Source organism: Terribacillus sp. DMT04, assembly GCF_019056395.1.
Lineage (GTDB): Bacteria > Bacillota > Bacilli > Bacillales > Amphibacillaceae > Terribacillus > Terribacillus aidingensis_A.
Window position 1 is genome coordinate 3,179,575 of the sequence record NZ_CP077639.1, and the last position, 19,285, is coordinate 3,198,859.

Consider the following 19,285-nt stretch of genomic DNA (forward strand, 5'->3'; position numbering starts at 1 on the left):
AAAATTCCCTAAAACGGAAAACGTGAATCTGGCGTCATACTCTTTACGAATGCTTTTACTAACTCCTTCGTTGCGAGAAGATCCCCTACATCTACAAGTTCAATCGCTGAATGTGTATACCGAGACGGAATGGATAACACACCTGTCGGGATACCTTTGTTTGCATAAGTAACTGCCCCGCCATCGGTGCCAATCCCGGTAAACACTTCAAGCTGATATGGAATTCGACAGTGTTTCGCTAGCGTGATAAGCTGCTGCTTCATTGTCTTGGGAACAATTAAACTTGCATCCATAACCTTGATTCCTGTCCCTTTGCCTAGATGGAGAGTTTGGTCCATTGTTTGCTCGAGTGTGTCACTTACTGCTGTTGTATCAATGGCAATTGCTGCATCGGCCTCGATATGTTCGGATGCTGTTTTCGCCCCTCTTAACCCGACCTCTTCTTGAACCGTGAATAAACAAATGAGCTCGCCAGCGAAATCATTCCCTACCTCTTCCAACACTTGCAAGATAACGGCACAACCTGCCCGGTCATCCAATGATTTCGCACGTACTTTCGGTTCGTCTGCTGTTCCAAGGGTTTGGAGGTCGGTCCCCCACGTAATTGGTGTCCCAACCTCAATGCCCATGTCGACTACTTCCTCAAACGAGCTTGCGCCAACGTCTATGTATAACTCGCTATGCTTTCTCACATTTTGCGCATCATCAAACTTCGCAAAATGTGCAGAAAGTGTTCCTATCATTCCATTGATATGCCCTTTTTCTCCTAATAGTTTTACCGGCTGTGCAACCAGGTTTCGATCATCATTGCCGCCAAGCTTTTCAAATCGCAGAAACCCGTTTGTCTCAACCTTCTTGACGATAAAGCCCACTTCGTCCATGTGGGCTGTTAACAGAATAGCAGGTCCTGGTTTCGCTCCTTTTTTCTTGGCGATGACATTACCAATCGGATCTATCTCAACTTGGTCTGCTTTATCCTTCAAATAGTCTCTAAGAAAATAACTCACTTCTTGCTCATAACCACTTGGACCGTGCAGGCTAGTTAATGTCTTTAGTAAATCAATCAAGTCACAGAAGCTCCTTTCTATAGATATTCGAACGTATTTTTATAATTTTCTAATTGAATAATTGTATTAATGGCTGTAATCCCTTCAATACGATCCAGGTTAAGCACACAGTCTCTTATATCCTCTTGGCTTCTTACGTTAATTTGAATAAGCAGCGGATATTCTCCTGATGTCATCGTAATATAGCGAACTTCTTTCAAGGTGCTAAGTTCTTCCTTCACTTTGGCCATCATCCGTTGTTCTGTTTTTATTTGAATAATTGCTCCAGCTTTTAAACCAAGCGCAATTGGATTCACGACACCGACAACTTCGATAATCTTATTTTGAACCAGATTTTTGTACCGAAGCCTGATTGTTTTCTCTGACACATCTAATGCATTTGCTATCTCAGAAAATGGCAAGCGCCCATCTGTTGATAACATTCGGATTATACCGCGGTCTAACTCATCAATTTGATACTCCACTATACTTCCTACTTTCGGACTTATTTACAATTAAATTACCCTTTTAGATACATATTGTCAGATAAATTAACATTTACATTCCTTAATTATTGATTTACTATCGTTATAAGGAATCAGGTATAGAGGGTATTATACAAGTTAAATTTTCAGAAATCAATGATAATTCGGATTTTAATGGAGGTTATACGATGAAAGCCATCACGAATGTATCTGGTGTAGACGGAACTGGCAAGAACTTACGTAATACAACGATTTTAATAAAGGATGGAAAATTCACTTCAATAGGAGAAGCATCCAGCATTCCCAATGGCTATGAAGTAATCGATGCGATGGGAAAATATTTTACTCCGGGACTAATTGATGTGCACACCCACTTAGGCGTACATGAAGAAGGAATCGGTAAAGAAGGTCATGATTTTAATGAAACGAGTGCAGCTGCTACACCGCAAGTACGGGCAATTGACGGCATTAACCCTAAAGATCAAGGTTTTGCGGATGCCAGGCGAGCAGGTGTCACCACCGTACAAGTGATGCCAGGAAGTGCGAATGTAATTGGTGGAGAGATGTGTGTATTGAAGACCACGGGCACAATTGTAGATGAGATGGTCATTCGAAATCCTTCTGGCTTAAAAGCGGCAACAGGTGAAAATCCAAAACGATTTCATGGCGATAAAGGAAGAATGCCAACAACAAGAATGGGAGTAGCCGCCATTCTTCGTGAAAAATTAATAGCAGCCCAAACGTATATGGAAGAGCGCAAAACTGGAAAAACGGCGAGAAACCTTGGATTAGAACATATTGTTAAAGTATTAAATAAAGAAATCCCCCTTCGTGTTCATGCCCATCGCGCCGATGACATCGTCACTGTCTTACGCTTAAAAAGAGAGTTTGATATTGATCTAACCATTGAGCATTGTACAGAAGGCCACCAAATCGCACCATTTATCGCCAAGCATGATATCCCTGTATCCGTGGGACCGACAATGACACCACGTTCGAAAATAGAACTTGCTGATAAAGGCTGGAACACCCTACTAGCTCTAGCAGATGCATCTGTTCCATTCTCTATCACGACAGATCATCCCGTAATAGCCATTGAGCATTTGATGACGAGTGCAATTCTAGCCGTTAAATATGGTCTGCCAGAAGAAGAAGCATTAAAAGCTATTACACTGCATGCTGCGAAACATCTAGGCGTAGACGATCGAGTTGGTTCCGTAGAAGTTGGCAAGGACGCAGATTTTGTTCTCTGGGATGGCAATCCGTTTGATCTAAGAAACAAAGTCGTACAAACCTATATCAACGGTGAATTAGTATAAATCATACATGCCCTGTCTCCTGATCTGCCATACGATTGTTGTGTGGCAGTAAATCAGGAGACTTGTTCTATAACAAGATAACAAGATAAATATTCAGATAGTAATGGAGGTAGCATACGATGACAAACAATGGGGTTTCAGCAGATGATTTGTTTGAATTTTCATTCTTATCCGATCCACAGCTCTCACCAGATGGCGGCTGGGTTGTTTTTATAAAGCGCATTATCAATGAAGAGAAAAAATATCAATCAAATCTATTTGTCTTACATGTAGATTCGAAGGAAGTCACCCGGTTTACCCAAGGCAATTTCTCCGACACGCAGCCTAGATGGTCAGCTAACGGGAAAGACATATTCTTCACCTCCAATCGCTCTGGAAGGCAGCAAATTTGGCGTATTGCATTTAGCGGTGGTGAAGCAACACAAGTCACTTCGTTCAAGAGAGGTGCCTCACAGCCAGTTTGTTCTCCCGATGGCAAACAGCTGGTTGTCATAGTGCCGCTCACGAAATCAGATAGCTTAGAAGAAAAGGAAACAAAGCAGGAAGCGACAGAAGACAAATTACAACCTTATATCACAACAAAACTGCATTACAAGTCCGACATGAGTGGTTTTTCCGATGAAACATTTCAGCATCTTGTCTTAATCGATTTAGAAACTGGCACAGAGACTTTGTTAACAGATGGAGTGTATGATCATCATTATCCTGTCTTCTCACCAGACGGAACACATGTGGCTTATACTGCCAACCGTTCCGAAGATCCGGAACAAACATTTTTCTCGGATATTTATCAGCTGAATCTAGCGACGAAAGATACAGAGAAACTGACGAGCAGCGACAAAAGATTTCGCGCCCCGCAGTATTCTCCTGATGGGACAAAGCTCTCGTTATTAGGAGATAATCTAGCTTTTGCAGGTTCCACGCTTACTAGAGTTTGGTCGCTCGACCTTGCAACCAGGAATTTGACTTGCTTGACGAGTGAGTGGGATGCGGAGTGCAGTGATATGGCAATTAATGATATGGGTACTGGTGCAGGAGATATGGGAGCCATCTGGCACAAGGAAAATGATTCGCTTTACTTCTTTGCTAGTGAACAAGGGGCAACAAACTTATATCGAGTGACACTCGATAAACAGATTACCAAAATACTTGGTGGGAAAAGACAAGTTTATGCATTTAGTACAAACAAGGATCAAGCGCAATTTGTGTATGCCGTTAGCCAGTCTGATATTCCAGGTGACCTATTCTTCTCCACTTTCTCAGGAGATGAAGAACAGCGTTTAACAGCAGCCAACGAGCACTTGCTGCAGACGAAGGATATTGCTATTCCAGAAGATTTCTCCTTTAAAGCAAATGACGGAACTGACTTGCAAGGCTGGATTATCAAGCCGGTCGGATTGAAAGAAGGCGAATCTTATCCACTTGTGTTAGAAATTCATGGTGGACCGCACGCCATGTACAGCCACGCGTTCATGCACGAGTTTCAGGTCCTCGCTAGTAAAGGTTATGGTGTCCTGTTTATGAACCCAAGAGGAAGTCATGGCTATGGACAACAGTTTGTCGATGCCGTACGCGGAAACTATGGAGGCGTAGACTATGATGATGTGATGACCGCTCTTGATTATGCGTTAGACACATACGATTGGATCGACCCATTGCGTTTAGGTGTTACGGGCGGAAGCTATGGCGGATTCATGACGAATTGGATTATCAGCCATACGAACAAATTTAAAGCTGCTGTTACGCAACGCTCTATTAGTAATTGGGTTAGCTTCTATGGGGTTAGTGATATTGGCTACTTCTTTACCGAATGGGAGCATAAGACGACCATCATGGAGGACCCTGATGAGCTATGGAGAATCTCACCGCTTCGTTACGTCAAGCATATCCAAACACCACTGCTGATCTTGCATAGTGAAAACGACTATCGCTGTCCAATTGAACAAGGCGAGCAACTATATGTAGCCTTAAAACAGCAAAAGAAACCAACACGTTTTGTCCGTTTCCCTGATTCCAATCATGAGCTGTCTCGAAGCGGAGATCCGAGCCTGCGAATCGTTCGACTGAACGAGATAACAAATTGGTTTGATCAGTACTTACAATAAAGAGAGGTAATCGATTTGAAGATTTTACTCACTGGATTTGAAGCTTTTCTGGGAATGGCCTCCAATCCAACAGAAGTGATTGTCCGTCAGCTAGACGGTGTCACAATAGGCGGGAAACAAATAATCGGAAAGGTGCTTCCGGTGGATTTCACAACATCCGCAGGTATCCTTTTAGAACATCTAAAAGCTTATCAGCCAGCAGCTGTTATATCTTTAGGATTAGCTGCCGGCAGAAATAGAATCACACCAGAACGCATAGCGATAAACTGTATGGACGGCGAAGCAGATAATAGCGGCAATCAGTACAACGGTCAAAAAATAATAGAAGATGCACCTGATGCCTATTTTTCAACGCTACCTATTAAAGAAATGGTCTCAAGACTGCAAGCGCATAACCTGCCTGCGACTATCTCTAACACGGCCGGCACTTATTTATGTAATCAAATAATGTACACCGCAAGGCATCATATAGAAACGAACAAGCTAGATATCGTATCTGGATTCGTTCACATACCAGCACATCATGCATTAGCAATAACAAATCCCAAGCTGCCATCATGGTCGATAACGGACTTAGAAGAAGCGGTTCGAGTTATTATTGAAGGAATATGATAAAAGATGAAAGTGCAGGAATTGTCCTGTACTTTTATTTTGCCTCCAAATAAAAAGGCTGTCGAGACCTCCTCGACAGCCTGAAGCTGGTAGTTACCCTTCAGCTCATCTTCCTGCTAATAATAATCCTAATTCTGAAAGCAATGCACTTCCGACATATGTGCCAGTAAAAACGAACACAGCAACAATTGCAACCTTCCATGAAGTTTTACGCAAGTCTGTTAGACGGTCCACGACTGAAACCCCTGCGAAAGTCAGTATCGGCGTTGTAATGGAAAGAAAATCAACATGACCAATTGCTTGGACAAAGAAATCAAAGCACATACATAAGAGAAGCGATATGATAGACACCCAGCCTAGTATCGGAAAGTCTCGTAAGAACTTTACCGGGCTTTTTTTCATGACGTCCGCTAGTGCTATACCCATCATAGAAAAAAGCCACAATGTTCCTAAACCCATAAATGTCATTAATTCGATAGGTGCTGAGGATGGGTCTTTAAACAACTTAATTTGCTGTGTAAACAGAATTAATGCGGTGCTAAGTAAAACGACCAGGCCGTATTTCACATATTTATTCAGCTGCACGGACATCATCTGCCACCTCCTGCTGCTTATTTGATTTCGTCAGTTTATTATAAAGAAAACGCTGCAATGGTACCGCTAGGAAAACCATCGTAAAGGTTCCAAGAAAGCTGGTCAGCAGCTGACTTGCAGCAGCATAACCCAAAATTGTGCTCTCCATCTCAGGCACACGTTCCACCAATGTAGCAGAGGAAGCCGTCATCATGCTGGCAGATCCTACCCCAGACGCCATTGCTAAGGCCTCTACGCGGAATCCGATATCAAGTAAGACAGGTGCAATAATACTAAAGAAGATAGCACCGAAAAGTGTACCGATAACGTATAGGGAAAGTACGCCCTGTCCTTCTTTGGATTCCAATGTGTATTTTTCTGAGATATAGGCAAGCTCCCCTTCCCTGCCAAGCCCAAGCGTCGCTCCAATTGCTTCCCGGCGAAGGCCAATCAATAATGCAATCGGCAGGCCTAACAATACAGTTCCAAGGTTACCTAATTCCTGAGCGATAAATACCCAGCCTACGCTGAAAATCTCTCTGAGCTGTGGCGCTACATCTGCACCGTATCTCGCCATTAGCGGCAGCATAATGAAAATCAAATACTTACTGGAAAATTGGACATTGGCTTTGCTATACACCTTTTTCAAAATACCTTTTCGAATAATCGGCAAGCCAAGAATCATCGTAATTACAATGGCAAAAGCGAGCGGAAGGACCGAAATAGAAACAGGTCCAAGTTCTATCGATTGGAATCCAATCCATTCTGCAGCAGTAATAACAAGTAATGCGAAAATGATTAATAATAAATAATTACGCTTCAATTCCATTCTCCTTTTTCTCGTCCAATATAGATTGAATGACTTGTACATACTCCTGGTAAGATCGCTTATAAAGCTTTGCTTTGTCTATTTTTCCGTTCATTTGGTGAAGTACTTGGAAGAGAAAGCTTGGAAAAATACCGTAAATGTATTCGGGATCTACATCGATGAAATCATCGCCGTGAATCGTCCCTGTAAAACCGCTGTAGCCAATTTGGATACATGGCATCATATAAGACAAATCACCGATATCCCCAGCAGCACTAATGCTGTTACCTTCCCAAATGTCTTCAATTTGGTTGTTCATCTGATATGCAGCCTTGACGAACGTAGATAGATAGCGATCTTGCTTGAATGGCAGATAGCCCATTTGTGTATCAATATTCACTTCACCTTGAAGCGCCTTCGCACTGCCTTCTGCAGCTGCATCCAGACGTTTGGCCACGGTTTTCATATAAGGCGTAGACAAGGTGCGCAGATCAGTCCCGACTTTAATATAGTTTGGAATTACATTCGTTGACATATCCGATTGCATAACAATTGGGTTCAGCCGTACCTTCTCCTTTTCATCCAGCTGCTGACGCCCTAGGCTGATTGCAGTATGGAATAAAGTAGACATATTATAAGCATTTACAGAGGAGAAAGGATCAAATCCGGCATGTGACGACTTGCCCTGAAATGTGTAACGTTTATACAAAAATCCTGCCAGATCACAATCAATTTCTATAGTACGCTTCTTAATTTCGCCACCAATGGCATGTACACAAATACTAAGATCAATATCATCAAATACTCCAAGTTTCATTGCTTCCGGTTTACCGCCGTAATGCGAAATGACATTATCTTGCATGAGTTGGTCTCGATAAGGAAGATCCAAATATTCTTCTGCCGGAACAAAAATGAAGCTGATTGTATAATCAAACTGTTCATAAGCCTTTGTTTCAACTAGTTGCTGGTATAGGGAAAGAGCAATGGCTACCTGCGTATAGTGACCACAGTTGTGAGCGGCACCTGTATCAGGATTTGCTTTGAAGTGCGTTGGGGCATAAACCGCATCCAATTCTGCTAGGAAAGCAAGGTGCATTGATTTTCCTTCTCCGAGTGTAGTCCTTATACCTGTTGTGCTAAACTCCTCTATTTCACAGGATGGATTACAACGTTTCAAGTACTCAACAACGGTCTGCTTTGTCCGTTCTTCTTTGTATCCCAATTCCGGATTTGCATAGATTGATTCTCCAAGCTTTTTGATTTCTTCATAATTGCCACCAGATTGCAAGGTATCCCGACTCCCTCTGCGTTTTTAGTATTTGAGACCAATATAACTACAAGTGTCGATTCTTGTCAAACGGATTTAGACGATATAATTCTTGTTTTTTGCTTAAAAAACGCTATAAATCAATATAAAACCGAACTTTTATTTATATTTAAATAAAATAATTCGTCATATGCAGATTACCTAACAACATTTAGACTATTAATAAAATTTAATTAGTAAATTCAGCCTAAAGTACCTCCTTCTAAAATATGTCAAATTCCTACACCCTTTTATTGGCTCTCCATTCCATTGGATATGCATGACCTATCGGGAAATAATAAATAAACCAAACGAGTTCTTATCAAAAAAAGGATGTGTCATATTTGGAGTTCTTCCACAGTCAGGAAACACTCACTACGATGCAATGGATACTTCGAGCAGTTGTTTCTTTTATCTTTTTGTTGATTGTCGCGAAGGTACTGGGGCAGCGGTCTATTTCACAGCTTAGGCTTCTGGATTTTGTTATTGCTTTAGTTGTCGGGAATATTATCGCCCATCCGTTATCAGATGAAGACTTGGGCTTGAAAGGCTCGCTCATTACAACAGTTGTATTGGTGCTTTTATACCTTGGGGGAATCTTTCTCATTTTAAGGTGGCCTTGGTTCCGGAACTTAATTAACCACAAGCCAATTCCGATAGTTCGAGATGGAAAGATTCTCTTTGAAGGCTTGCGGCACGCCAGAATATCCGTTGATGTGTTATTGGAATAATTGCGTAAAGGGAAGGTAGCGGACGTTACAAAAGTGGCGTTAGCACTTTGGGAAGCGGAAGGAAGGGTGTCGTTCTTTCTCGATCCAAAATATGAAGCCGTCACTCCTGAGCTCATGCAGATAGAAACCCAGCCTTTTCAAATGCCGCAGACAATCATAAAAGATGGGAGAATTATTCAGAAAGAGTTACGGAAAACCTCTAAGGACGAAGATTGGGTTGTGTCACAATTAAGCAGCAGTTATCACACTGATGTTAGAAATGTGCTGCTTGCGACGCTTGATAAAAATGAGAAGCTTACTGTTTTTTTATATCGTTGATTTCTTCTTTAACAAGAGCCCTTCTTCACAGAACGCAGAGTGGGCTTTTCTGTTTGCGAAAGATCACTTCAAGCTATATAAGATACCTTTTATATATTGTTTTAGATTAATTTTAGAAGACTTTTAATTCAACTCAATGCAGAGACAAATATCTTCTGTTGTAAATTTAAGATAAAGCCGTTTTGCCCCCTGCTTTTCAAGTATAATGAACCTAATTCAGTTAATGCATATAAAATTTCTCGGTGAGAATTCTATTCATATAACGAAAAAACAATAAACGGGGCTAAAAAATGAGTAATGTAAGTTTTTCGGATTATCAGGTAAGCGAAGATATTAAACGAGCACTCGATGTGTTACGATACGAAACGCCAACAGAAGTGCAAAGCAAAGTTATTCCGCTAGCAATGGAAAAGCAAGATCTTGTAGTAAAAGCACAAACCGGCAGCGGCAAGACTGCCGCTTTTGGTATTCCTGTGAACGATATGATTATATGGGAAGAGAAGAAGCCACAGGCCTTGATCCTTACGCCAACTCGGGAATTGGCGGTTCAAGTTCAGGAAGATATTAAGAATATCGGCAGATTTAAGCGTATTAAAGCGGTTGCTGTTTACGGAAAAGAGCCGTTTAAGAAACAAAAAGATGAATTAAAGCAGCAAACGCATGTGGTCGTGGGAACACCTGGACGTGTAATGGATCATATCGACCGCGAAACACTTGATTTGGACCAAATAAAATATCTTGTTATCGATGAAGCAGACGAAATGCTTAACAGAGGGTTTATTGATGAAGTGGAAGCAATCATTCAATCGTTGCCTGCTGACCGTGTGACAATGGTCTTTTCTGCTACCTTGCCAAAGGATGTTGAAAACCTTTGCCACAAATATATGAAAGATCCAGCGCATGTTGAGATTGAATCTACCGGGGTAACAGCCGATACGATTGAACATGCTTTAATAGAAGTGAAAGAAGAAGGCAAAATTTCACTACTAAAAGATGTCACAGTTGTAGAAAATCCAGACAGCTGCATGATCTTCTGCCGCACGAAAGAAAACGTCGATACGGTGTATAGCGAACTAGATGAAGCTGGCTATCCTGTTGAACGGCTTCATGGCGGACTAGAACAAGATGAGCGATTTGCTGTTATGGAAGGTTTCAAAATGGGCAAATTCCGCTATCTAGTAGCTACCGATGTCGCTGCCCGTGGTATTGATATTGATAATGTAAACCTAGTTATCAACTATGATGTACCAATGGAGAAAGAAAGCTACGTGCACCGTACGGGAAGAACTGGCCGTGCCGGAAATAAAGGACTAGCCATTACATTCTCGACACCTTACGAAGGAAAGTTTCTTAAAGCAATCGAGAGATATATCGGCTTTGATATCCCTGCTGAAGAAGCACCGAGCCAATCGGAAGTAGCTGGTGCTAAGGCTTCTTTCGAGGAAAAACTGAGCAGCAAGCGTATTGTAAAAAATAATAAAACAGCCCGCATCAATCAAGATATTATGAAGCTCCATTTCAACGGCGGTAAAAAGAAAAAAATCCGCGCAGTTGATTTTGTTGGAACGATCGCAAAAATCCCCGGCGTCACAGCTGAAGATATCGGCATTATCAACATTCAAGATACAATGTCTTATGTTGATATTCTAAACGGTAAAGGCTCGATTGTTTTACAGGCAATGGAGAACACGACGATTAAAGGGAAGAAATTAAGAGTGAGCAAGGCAATTAAATAATTACCAAAATAAGAATCCCCTATACAAAAGATTTAGGGGATTCTTATTTCATTACAGCAACAGTGCTACATGTTATTTTAGGTTTAGACAAGCCACATTCTGCTACACCATACCTATTCCCTTCCTTTACTTGGCGACAATTTAGATATGCCCCCGTTTCTATTTCTTCCTAAAAAAAGACATCTAGTAATTATTTTACCGATTCTTTTGAGAATACCCGACATTTAACTCCCCAATATGAGAATCACCTCCTTCATCTATTTCTTTAGTATCGCTACCATTTATGAAAGCGCATACATTAGAGGGAGGGATATATCTGGTCAGGATGTGTAGTCTGGTGATAATTTTACTGTCAAAAGTTATTATCTGAATAAATGGAGGTTAAATAATGAGAGCAAAGAGAACTTCACGCGTTATGCTATGTTTCTTGTTTATTTTTTCATTATTACTAATGTCTATTACTCCCAGCAGTATTACCAGTGCTAAGAAAATAAAAGACAAGACTGAAATAAGTGATTTGAAGACAAATTATCAAGAGAATCCGATTGGAGTAGAATCCGATGATGTCCGTTTTAGCTGGATGCTCTCATCTAATGTTGTAGGAATACAACAGAAAGCATACCAGATTACTGTCAAAGACGAAAAAGGAAAAAAAGTATGGGATAGTGGCGTCGTTAAAGAGTCAGAATCAGTCGGTATCTCATATAGAGGTCCAAAACTCAAATTGGAATCACGCTACACCTGGGATGTTAACATCAGGCTGTCCAATGGAAAAAAAGTGAACTCTAAGTCTGCATATTTTGAAACAGGAACAGATTTTGGCAAAGCAGATTGGATTTATCATAAGCAAGAATCAGAGGACTTTTTCAAAAAAAGTGTAGGCACTTCTCTGAATGCAACGATAGAACAAGGTGGTTTCACTTTAAATTGGGGAATGAAAAATAAGTCAAATGGACTTGTCTGGAGTTTTAATGGGACAAATCTTACGCAGAGTGTTACAAAAGATGGTGTGACAAAACAAATTGGAGCTGTAGATTTAAAAGATAAAATTGCAGTGAATGAGGCGTTTAATTTAGAAGTCACAGCAAACTCAAAATCCATCAAAACCTATATCAACGGATCTTTAGTAAATAAAATCTCTAAAACCTATCCAATTGAAGGATCTTATATCGCCCTTGCGGCAAATGCTGCCGGCAGAAATACTCCAACTCAAAAGGCGAGCTTCGAGGATGTAGCAATCACAGTGGATAAAGAAGAAGAGCCAATCACAGCATTCACTGGTGCAGAGCTGGATGATGACGGTACCCTTAAACTGAGTGGTGTAACAGCTTATCAAAAGAATTACCAGGGAAAACCTGTAGAATACCAAGAAGAGCTTACTTCCATGCCAATGTTCCGAACAGAGAAGAAATTGAAACAGAAAGGGAAAATTGATTCCGCTCGTTTGTATATAACCTCCCTAGGTGCATATGAAGCGTATATCAACGGAGAAGAAGTGATGGTTACAAAAGAAGACGGGAAGAGATTAGATGATACATTTAACCCCGGGTGGACTGATTACCATAGCTACGTTAATTATCAGTCATATGACGTTACCGACTATATGAAAGGAAAAAATGTAACGTTGGGAGTTAAAATCGGTACTGGATGGTATGGCGGACAGGCGGGAAGTAATGGCGGCGGCAATATCTACAATGAAATTGGTAACGATTTAGAAAAAGAATTGGCTCTTCTCTCTAAACTTGTTATTACCTATGAGAACGGGAAGGAAGAGGTTATTACATCCAATCAAAAAGATTGGAAAGTATACACAGAAGGCCCCATTCAGCTTAATGATTTGTTTATAGGCGAAACCTATGATGCACGTTTGGAGAAAAACGTCGCTGGTTGGAATAATAATGGGTTTGATGATTCCAAATGGAATAAGGTAAATATATTGGATTACGAGGGAGAACTTGTCGCTAGCAGTGAAGGTGCTGCTTATCTTTTGAAGGAGGACAGGATACATCCTACCGGCAACAAAGATACATTTATTTTTGATCCAAAGAATATCGATTACTCCAACGAAGAATTAAAACTAGGTGAAGTAAAACGAAAAAGTGTTGATCCAACTAAGGATATAAAACTTGCAAAAGGTAAAACACTTATTGTAAATCTTGGTCAAAACATAGCTGGAGTAGCCGGCATTTCTGTATCTGGTGATAAAGGTACCACTGTAAGTATGCGTGGAGCTGAAATGCTTAATGATGGAAGAGATCATGAAAACAGCAGCTTTGGAAGTGACGGACCAAAGGGAACACTTTATTGGTCAGGCATCACTCGCGGACGAGAGAAAGATCAAAATTGGTATACTGATCACTACACCCTAAATGAGAAGAAAGTACAACATTATCTTCCAAGCTTCACTTACCATGGCTTCCAGTATCTCGAAATTACAGCTACTGACGATATCATCATACGAGATGTCTACGGACAGCCAATTACGTCATCGACCGATCATACTTTATCCATTAAAACGAATAATGAGAACGTTAATAAATTGTTCCAAAATGCTCTATGGGGACAAAAAAGCAACTTCTTATCCATACCTACCGACACTCCCGGACGTTCAGAGCGTCTAGGATGGACTGGTGATATTCAAGTATTTGGAGATACGGCACTCTACAATTATGACTCCGTTGCGTTCTTGAATAATTATTTGGATATACTCAAGGACTATGCTAAGAACAATGATGGGCATATAGCTGAATACCTACCGACGATTAACAAGACCACCGCTACAAATGCAGGTTGGTCAGATGTCATTATTACACTGCCGTGGGATATCTACATGCACACTGGTGATATTACCGTCCTAGAAGAAACATATGAGACCATGCAGAAGTACATGGACAATGTCATGACGGACGGCATGAATGCTAATTATGGCGATTGGGTAGCCATGGAAGGTACTGCGCCAGAGTTTATGAGTGCCATGTATCATGCGCTAGATGCACAAAGAATGACAGAAATTGCCACCATATTAGGTGAAACGAAGGATGCTGACATGTATGCTGAAGAATCACAACGGGTGATTAATTTGGCGACAGAAAAATATGTGGATGAAAACGATAATATCCTTTCTGTTAGCGCTGATGATTTTGACCGAGCATTTCTAATTGATCTGTTCAAAGACAATTCTCAAACAAGCATCATTTATGCACTAAAAATGGGGCTGTATGACTCTGAAGAACAGAAGCAGAATTTTATCGAAAACCTTCTCAAAAATATTGCGAATGAAAACCGCTCAGAAAGATACAACGCAGGAGAAAACACATTGTCTACAGGATTCTTAGGTGTGAATGAGTTATTGCCAGTGCTAACGGAAAACCAACTTTCTAATAAATCGTATGATCTCTTGCTACAAGATGACATGCCATCCTGGCTTAACCATGTAAAGCTTGGCGCAACTACCACTTGGGAGCGCTGGAATGCATATACATCTGATTATGGCTTTGATGATGCAGGCATGAACTCCTTTAACCACTACGCGTACGGTTCAGTAGTTGAATGGATGGTTGAATATATGGCAGGAATTCAGAAGGATCAGCAGAACCCAGGTTTTAAACACATCATATTGCAGCCGACCATGGATACAGGTGAAAAATACAATGAGCAAGAACGAATAAACAGTGTACAATCAAAATTCGACTCCTATTATGGAGAAATAGAATCTAATTGGAAGTCTGCCGATGGAAAATTGAAGTCATATGATGCGGTCGTCCCAGCCAATACTTCCGCCACACTTTATTTACCAATAGGCGATGAATCCATTGCTAAAGATATTCCTGGCGTTAAGTACAAAGGAATAGAAGAACGCTCCGGCAATAAAGTAGCTGTATTTGATTTAGAAGCTGGCGGGTATAAATTCAGCGTGAAAAAAGGGAAGCTTAAAGTGACACTGATGGATGGATATGTATTAGAAAAAAACAAAGGAAAAAGAGAGAAATAAAAGACGCCTCTAAATTTACGATTGTTCATAAAAATAAATTAGAACCCTAAAAAGTGTCCTATATCCACTACACTGGATATAGGACACTTTTAAAATGACACCTTTTTCATCTTGATAAGCATGGTGCAGATCGAAATTTATAACTTGATGCTTAATCATTCCGCTTGTTTTGTTATCTTATTTTACTTTAGATCCCTAACCCCAATTTCCAATATCTCCATCTGCAGCACCGTCTGCTCATCTGTAATAGTCTTCTCTTTCCCATTTATAATCGCTTCATACAAATCGTCATACACACGTCCATAATCACCATCGACCGATTTCACTGTTTCATCATGAACGGTACCTTCTTTATCCACATAAGTCAGCACACCGTAATGCTGTAATGTATCGATACCGAAATCTTTATTATCCGGCATGTAGAATAGCTTTAAGTGTTCTTCCTGGCGATCTTTTGTTGCTTTCACAAAGCTTCCATTTTTGCCATGCACAACGAAGCTTGGTCGTTCTTTCACTCGGAAGTAACTGGATTTTACTGATACTTTCAGCGTGCCGTAATACAAATCCAAATCAAAATAATCATTCATTCGGCCTTGGCCTAATAATTGCCGCACATCATAGTGAATGTGATCTGGCTTGCCGAAATAGCTGATCACTTGATCTAAAGTATGGCAGCCATGGCCATACAAATAGGATTGTGCAGGGTCAAAAGATTGAACAGATTCTGGCACTTCGGGACGGTAATAGTCATAATGCATTTCGACTTCTAGCAAGTCCCCGAGCTTCCCTCCTTCAATAACCTTCTGTACCGTTAAGAAGTCGCTGTCAAAGCGCCTGTTTTGGTATGCCTGCACGAGTAATCCTTTTTCTTTTGCCAATGCAAATATCTCTTTTGCTTGGTCGGATGTTTCCATAAATGGCTTTTCGACTAAACAGTGCTTGTTATGCTCTAATACTTGTTTTGCATAATCATAATGGCTGTCATGTCCTGTACAAATGACAATAAGCTGAATGTCGGGGTCATTTAATACTTCATCTAAATCAGAGGTATAGGTTACTCCAGAGATTTTATCCCAGCTGTCTCGTTCTGGACTTCTCCGGTAAATTGTTTTCACCTTTATATTGTCTCTTTGCAAAACGAATGGCAGATGATATCTGTTTGTACTTTTTCCATTTCCTATATAACCGATAGTTAGCATCTAGCAGCCTCCTAAAATTTATTTATATGTAATTTTTCTGTGTAAAGAAAAATACCTTCTGAGATTGATAAGTTCATCATACCAGAAGGTACTTCTTTATTTTACATCAAGCCAATAACGTGGAAGACGATACCAACTGCGAACAATCCAAGAATCATTACAATTGGCGAAACTTTCTTTCTAAGCAGCCACATCGCAAGAAGTGTGATCAGCAATCCTGCTAAACCAGGAATTAAGCTGTCTAAGTTGTCTTGTAAAGTTGTTACATTCGTATCGCTTAATGACCTGCCGGCGGCTTGCTGTTCTAATGCTGTGCGCACTCCTTCTGAACCAGCGGGCAAGTTATCCCAATCAATATAAGCACCTTCATCAAGCTCTACCTCGGAAACGGTTGGTGTAAAGGCGACCGATACCCATCGGTTAACTAGTGCACCGAGGATGAACATCCCGAGTATCGAGGCGCCCTTGGTTATATCTCGAAGCACGCCGCCAGATAGATCTTCTGTAATTTTGGAACCCGCTTTGTAGCCGAGTTCTTGCGTATACCATGTGAAGCCCATACGAGATAAGTTCCATAATACAAAGTAAAGAATTGGTCCAAGTATGTTACCTGTTAAAGCAAGTGATGCTGCTAATGCACCAAGGATTGGTTTTAACGTAAACCAGAATACTGGATCCCCGATACCTGCTAACGGTCCCATCATCCCGACTTTCACGCCTTGTATTGCTTTGTCGTCAACCGGCGCTCCGTTCGCACGTTCTTCTTCCAGCGCTAACGTTACCCCAATAATAGGTGACGCTACATATGGATGTGTATTAAAGAATTCTAAGTGACGTTTTAGTGCAGCTGCACGGTCTTCTTTTGATTTATATAATCTTTTAATTGCAGGAATCATGGAAAATGCCCAGCCGCCGTTTTGCATCCGTTCATAGTTCCAAGAACCTTGAATGAAAGTGGAACGCCACCAAATAGCTACGCGATCTCTTTTTGTTAATTTCAATTCTTGTGCCATTTTTTGTCCTCCTCCTCTGATTAATAGTTATCAATAATATCGCCTAATGGATCTCCTGTGTTTCCATTTCCACCGTTACCGCCTGAACCACCTTGTTTCGTAAGCGCCAGATAGATAAGTGCCAGCGCGACACCGATACCGCCAAGTCCCAAAAGTGTGATGGATGGGATTGTTGCTAATACAAAACCAATTGCAAAGAATGGCCAAACTTCTTTTGTCGCCATCATGTTGATAACCATTGCATAACCAACAGCTACAACCATTCCTCCACCAACTGCCAGACCGTCTGTCAGCCAAGCCGGCATTGCTGTAAGTAAATCTCTTACCGGAGCGGCACCAATTGCCACAATCAGTGCAGCTGGGATGGCAATACGCAACCCTTGCATGATAATCGCGATGATATGCCACATTTCAACTTTCTTGAAGTCTCCTTCTCTCGCTGCTGCATCCATTAAATGCACGATTCCTGTTGCGAGCGTACGGACGATAATTGTCAAAAGCAAACCTGCTACTGCAAGTGGAACTGCAATGGCGATTGCAGAAGTTACACCAGCTTCACCTTGTCCGCCTAATACTAAAATAATGGCAGATGCGACGGATGCTAAAGCAGCATCCGGTGCTACAGCAGCTCCAATGTTTGCCCAGCCTAACGCGATTAATTGCAGCGTACCGCCTAATATGAGACAAGGTACTACTTCGCCTGTAACCAAGCCGATTAATGTACAAGCAATGATTGGCTGGTGGAAGTGGAATTCATCCAAGATGCCTTCTACACCGGCCAAAAATGCCACGAGAACAACTAATATTATCTGAATCATCGTTAAATCCATGGTTATTCATCCTCCTTTTATCTGCTGATTATTATATCTATCTCTGTTTGTTTAACTCTGTTTGCGCTCTTTTCAGAATGTCGTCCATATTGCCTTTCGAATCGCCCGGCACTTTACGCACATCGAACTGCAGGCCTTTTTCTTTTAATTTCGCAAACGTCTCAATATCTTCTTGATCAAAAGCTAATACTTTATTCGGCTGCACTTTACCAGGTGAATGTGACATGGAACCAACATTAATTGTCTCCAACGGAACGCCGCCTTCCACTGCTCGAAGTACATCCTGCGGGTTTTCAAACAGAAGTAATGCGCGCTGGCCACCGAAGTGCTGATCATCTTTTGCAAGGTCGATCATTTTATGGATAGGCACAACATGTGCATGTACACCGGAAGGCGCAGCCTGTTGAATCAATTTCTTACGCAGCTCATCCTGCGCCACTTCATCCGATACAACGATGATTCGTGTTGGCTGTGTCGTCTTGGTCCAAGCCGTTGCTACTTGCCCGTGAAGTAAACGTGTATCAATCCGCGCTAACACGTATTTGAATGTTCCTGGCGCTCCTGCTGTGTTAGATGGTGCAGAACTAGCGGCAGCTGGTGCTGTTGCTGGTTCTAATTCCTCCGGCTTTACTTTTACCGCATCTTTCGCTGTGTCTAGAATATGTGCTGCAATTTCATGTGCTGTTTCCATGGATAGTCGCGATGCAAAGGCTTCAATCAACATGGCCAAGTTCAAACCAGCAGCAATTGCCCATGTATCTTTGTGTGCTTCCAGTAAGCTGCTGGCTTGGTTGAACGGCGTCCCGCCCCACAGATCGACTAGAAATAATACTTCCTCCGGATTGTCGAAATCGGCAATTGCTTTCTCCATCTTCAGCTTCACATCTGCCGGTCCTTCGCTCGGCATCAATGTAACAGCTTTTACATTCTCTTGTTTTCCAAAGATCATCTCGCCGGATTGCAAGATGCCTTCGGCGAATTCACCGTGCGTGGCAATAATAATTCCTACCATCCTTTTACCTCCTATTAAAATACTTGGTAAAGCATCAATCATCATGGTCAGCCCTAAAGTAATTTTTCAGCTCCTATAAACCGGTTACATTTCCGATAATAAAAAAGGCATGAGTAAAAAGTAGATTAAAAGAAGACAGAGGTATAGAAGGACCTGTTTGCTTCGATTTAACCGCACTTTTTACTCATGCCTGATCGAATC

General features: G+C 41.3%; 14 protein-coding genes and 1 pseudogene. 6 read left to right on the forward strand and 9 right to left on the reverse strand.

What is annotated here, in order from left to right; all coding sequences use genetic code 11:
* Positions 1 to 8: 8 nt before the first annotated feature.
* Together KS242_RS16325 and KS242_RS16330 are read right to left on the reverse strand one after the other, a co-directional pair.
* Entirely contained in the window at positions 9 to 1,067 is a 1,059-nt protein-coding gene (locus tag KS242_RS16325; RefSeq protein ID WP_217322306.1) for a M42 family metallopeptidase, read from the reverse strand.
* A gap of 17 nt (positions 1,068 to 1,084) precedes the next feature.
* On the reverse strand, positions 1,085 to 1,531 hold the full coding sequence (locus KS242_RS16330) for an Lrp/AsnC family transcriptional regulator (RefSeq protein WP_217322307.1): 447 nt from the start codon (positions 1,529 to 1,531) through the stop codon (positions 1,085 to 1,087).
* Between the two features lie 188 nt (positions 1,532 to 1,719).
* On the opposite strand from KS242_RS16330, the gene KS242_RS16335 reads away from it, so the two are divergent.
* The 3 genes from KS242_RS16335 (at position 1,720) to KS242_RS16345 (ending at position 5,567) form a co-directional block, all read left to right on the forward strand.
* Positions 1,720 to 2,850, forward strand: coding sequence for an amidohydrolase (locus KS242_RS16335; protein ID WP_217322308.1), 1,131 nt, complete (start codon positions 1,720 to 1,722; stop codon positions 2,848 to 2,850).
* A 119-nt stretch (positions 2,851 to 2,969) separates the two neighbouring features.
* Positions 2,970 to 4,955: a S9 family peptidase gene (locus KS242_RS16340; RefSeq protein ID WP_217322309.1), complete on the forward strand. Its 1,986-nt coding sequence runs from the start codon at positions 2,970 to 2,972 to the stop codon at positions 4,953 to 4,955.
* Between the two features lie 15 nt (positions 4,956 to 4,970).
* Complete coding sequence (locus tag KS242_RS16345) at positions 4,971 to 5,567, forward strand: pyroglutamyl-peptidase I (protein ID WP_256444505.1); 597 nt, start codon at positions 4,971 to 4,973, stop codon at positions 5,565 to 5,567.
* A 105-nt stretch (positions 5,568 to 5,672) separates the two neighbouring features.
* Here the strand turns inward: KS242_RS16345 and KS242_RS16350 are convergent, their stop codons facing one another.
* The 3 genes from KS242_RS16350 to KS242_RS16360 are packed head-to-tail and all read right to left on the reverse strand — an operon-like array spanning position 5,673 to position 8,236.
* Positions 5,673 to 6,161 (reverse strand): hypothetical protein, encoded by a 489-nt coding sequence (locus tag KS242_RS16350; RefSeq protein WP_217322310.1) that lies wholly within the window; start codon positions 6,159 to 6,161, stop codon positions 5,673 to 5,675.
* Positions 6,139 to 6,969: a DUF3100 domain-containing protein gene (locus tag KS242_RS16355; RefSeq protein WP_217322311.1), complete on the reverse strand. Its 831-nt coding sequence runs from the start codon at positions 6,967 to 6,969 to the stop codon at positions 6,139 to 6,141. Before KS242_RS16355 ends, KS242_RS16350 begins: the two co-directional genes overlap by 23 nt.
* Positions 6,953 to 8,236, reverse strand: a complete 1,284-nt coding sequence (locus KS242_RS16360) for a M20/M25/M40 family metallo-hydrolase (protein WP_217322312.1) — start codon at positions 8,234 to 8,236, stop codon at positions 6,953 to 6,955. Before KS242_RS16360 ends, KS242_RS16355 begins: the two co-directional genes overlap by 17 nt.
* A gap of 398 nt (positions 8,237 to 8,634) precedes the next feature.
* Between KS242_RS16360 and KS242_RS16365 the strand changes: the two are divergent.
* The 3 genes and pseudogenes from KS242_RS16365 to KS242_RS16375 all read left to right on the forward strand — a co-directional run bounded on the left by KS242_RS16365 (position 8,635) and on the right by KS242_RS16375 (position 15,030).
* Positions 8,635 to 9,303 (forward strand): annotated as a pseudogene (locus KS242_RS16365) (YetF domain-containing protein).
* 290 nt (positions 9,304 to 9,593) lie between these two features.
* Complete coding sequence (locus KS242_RS16370) at positions 9,594 to 11,039, forward strand: DEAD/DEAH box helicase (RefSeq protein WP_217322313.1); 1,446 nt, start codon at positions 9,594 to 9,596, stop codon at positions 11,037 to 11,039.
* A 388-nt stretch (positions 11,040 to 11,427) separates the two neighbouring features.
* Positions 11,428 to 15,030 carry a family 78 glycoside hydrolase catalytic domain gene (locus KS242_RS16375; protein WP_217322314.1) on the forward strand — a complete coding sequence of 1,201 codons (3,603 nt, stop codon included), beginning with the start codon at positions 11,428 to 11,430 and terminating at the stop codon, positions 15,028 to 15,030.
* A gap of 182 nt (positions 15,031 to 15,212) precedes the next feature.
* Here KS242_RS16375 and KS242_RS16380 read toward each other — a convergent pair whose 3' ends face one another.
* From KS242_RS16380 to KS242_RS16395, 4 genes are all read right to left on the reverse strand, one after another.
* Positions 15,213 to 16,229, reverse strand: coding sequence for an oxidoreductase (locus tag KS242_RS16380; RefSeq protein ID WP_217322315.1), 1,017 nt, complete (start codon positions 16,227 to 16,229; stop codon positions 15,213 to 15,215).
* A 101-nt stretch (positions 16,230 to 16,330) separates the two neighbouring features.
* Entirely contained in the window at positions 16,331 to 17,242 is a 912-nt protein-coding gene (locus KS242_RS16385) for a PTS system mannose/fructose/sorbose family transporter subunit IID (RefSeq protein ID WP_217322316.1), read from the reverse strand.
* A gap of 20 nt (positions 17,243 to 17,262) precedes the next feature.
* Positions 17,263 to 18,072 (reverse strand): PTS mannose/fructose/sorbose transporter subunit IIC, encoded by an 810-nt coding sequence (locus KS242_RS16390; protein ID WP_217322317.1) that lies wholly within the window; start codon positions 18,070 to 18,072, stop codon positions 17,263 to 17,265.
* A gap of 37 nt (positions 18,073 to 18,109) precedes the next feature.
* A complete protein-coding gene (locus KS242_RS16395; protein ID WP_217322318.1) occupies positions 18,110 to 19,084 on the reverse strand; it encodes a mannose/fructose/sorbose PTS transporter subunit IIA in 975 nt (324 codons plus the stop codon).
* Positions 19,085 to 19,285: the final 201 nt, after the last annotated feature.

Coding starts and splice junctions, on each gene's coding strand:
- KS242_RS16335 (WP_217322308.1), top strand. CDS start 1,720: ATGAAAGCCATCACGAATGTATCTGGTGTAGACGGAACTGGCAAGAAC.
- KS242_RS16340 (WP_217322309.1), top strand. CDS start 2,970: ATGACAAACAATGGGGTTTCAGCAGATGATTTGTTTGAATTTTCATTC.
- KS242_RS16350 (WP_217322310.1), bottom strand. CDS start 6,161: ATGATGTCCGTGCAGCTGAATAAATATGTGAAATACGGCCTGGTCGTT.
- KS242_RS16355 (WP_217322311.1), bottom strand. CDS start 6,969: ATGGAATTGAAGCGTAATTATTTATTATTAATCATTTTCGCATTACTT.
- KS242_RS16370 (WP_217322313.1), top strand. CDS start 9,594: ATGAGTAATGTAAGTTTTTCGGATTATCAGGTAAGCGAAGATATTAAA.
- KS242_RS16375 (WP_217322314.1), top strand. CDS start 11,428: ATGAGAGCAAAGAGAACTTCACGCGTTATGCTATGTTTCTTGTTTATT.
- KS242_RS16380 (WP_217322315.1), bottom strand. CDS start 16,229: ATGCTAACTATCGGTTATATAGGAAATGGAAAAAGTACAAACAGATAT.
- KS242_RS16385 (WP_217322316.1), bottom strand. CDS start 17,242: ATGGCACAAGAATTGAAATTAACAAAAAGAGATCGCGTAGCTATTTGG.
- KS242_RS16390 (WP_217322317.1), bottom strand. CDS start 18,072: ATGGATTTAACGATGATTCAGATAATATTAGTTGTTCTCGTGGCATTT.
- KS242_RS16395 (WP_217322318.1), bottom strand. CDS start 19,084: ATGGTAGGAATTATTATTGCCACGCACGGTGAATTCGCCGAAGGCATC.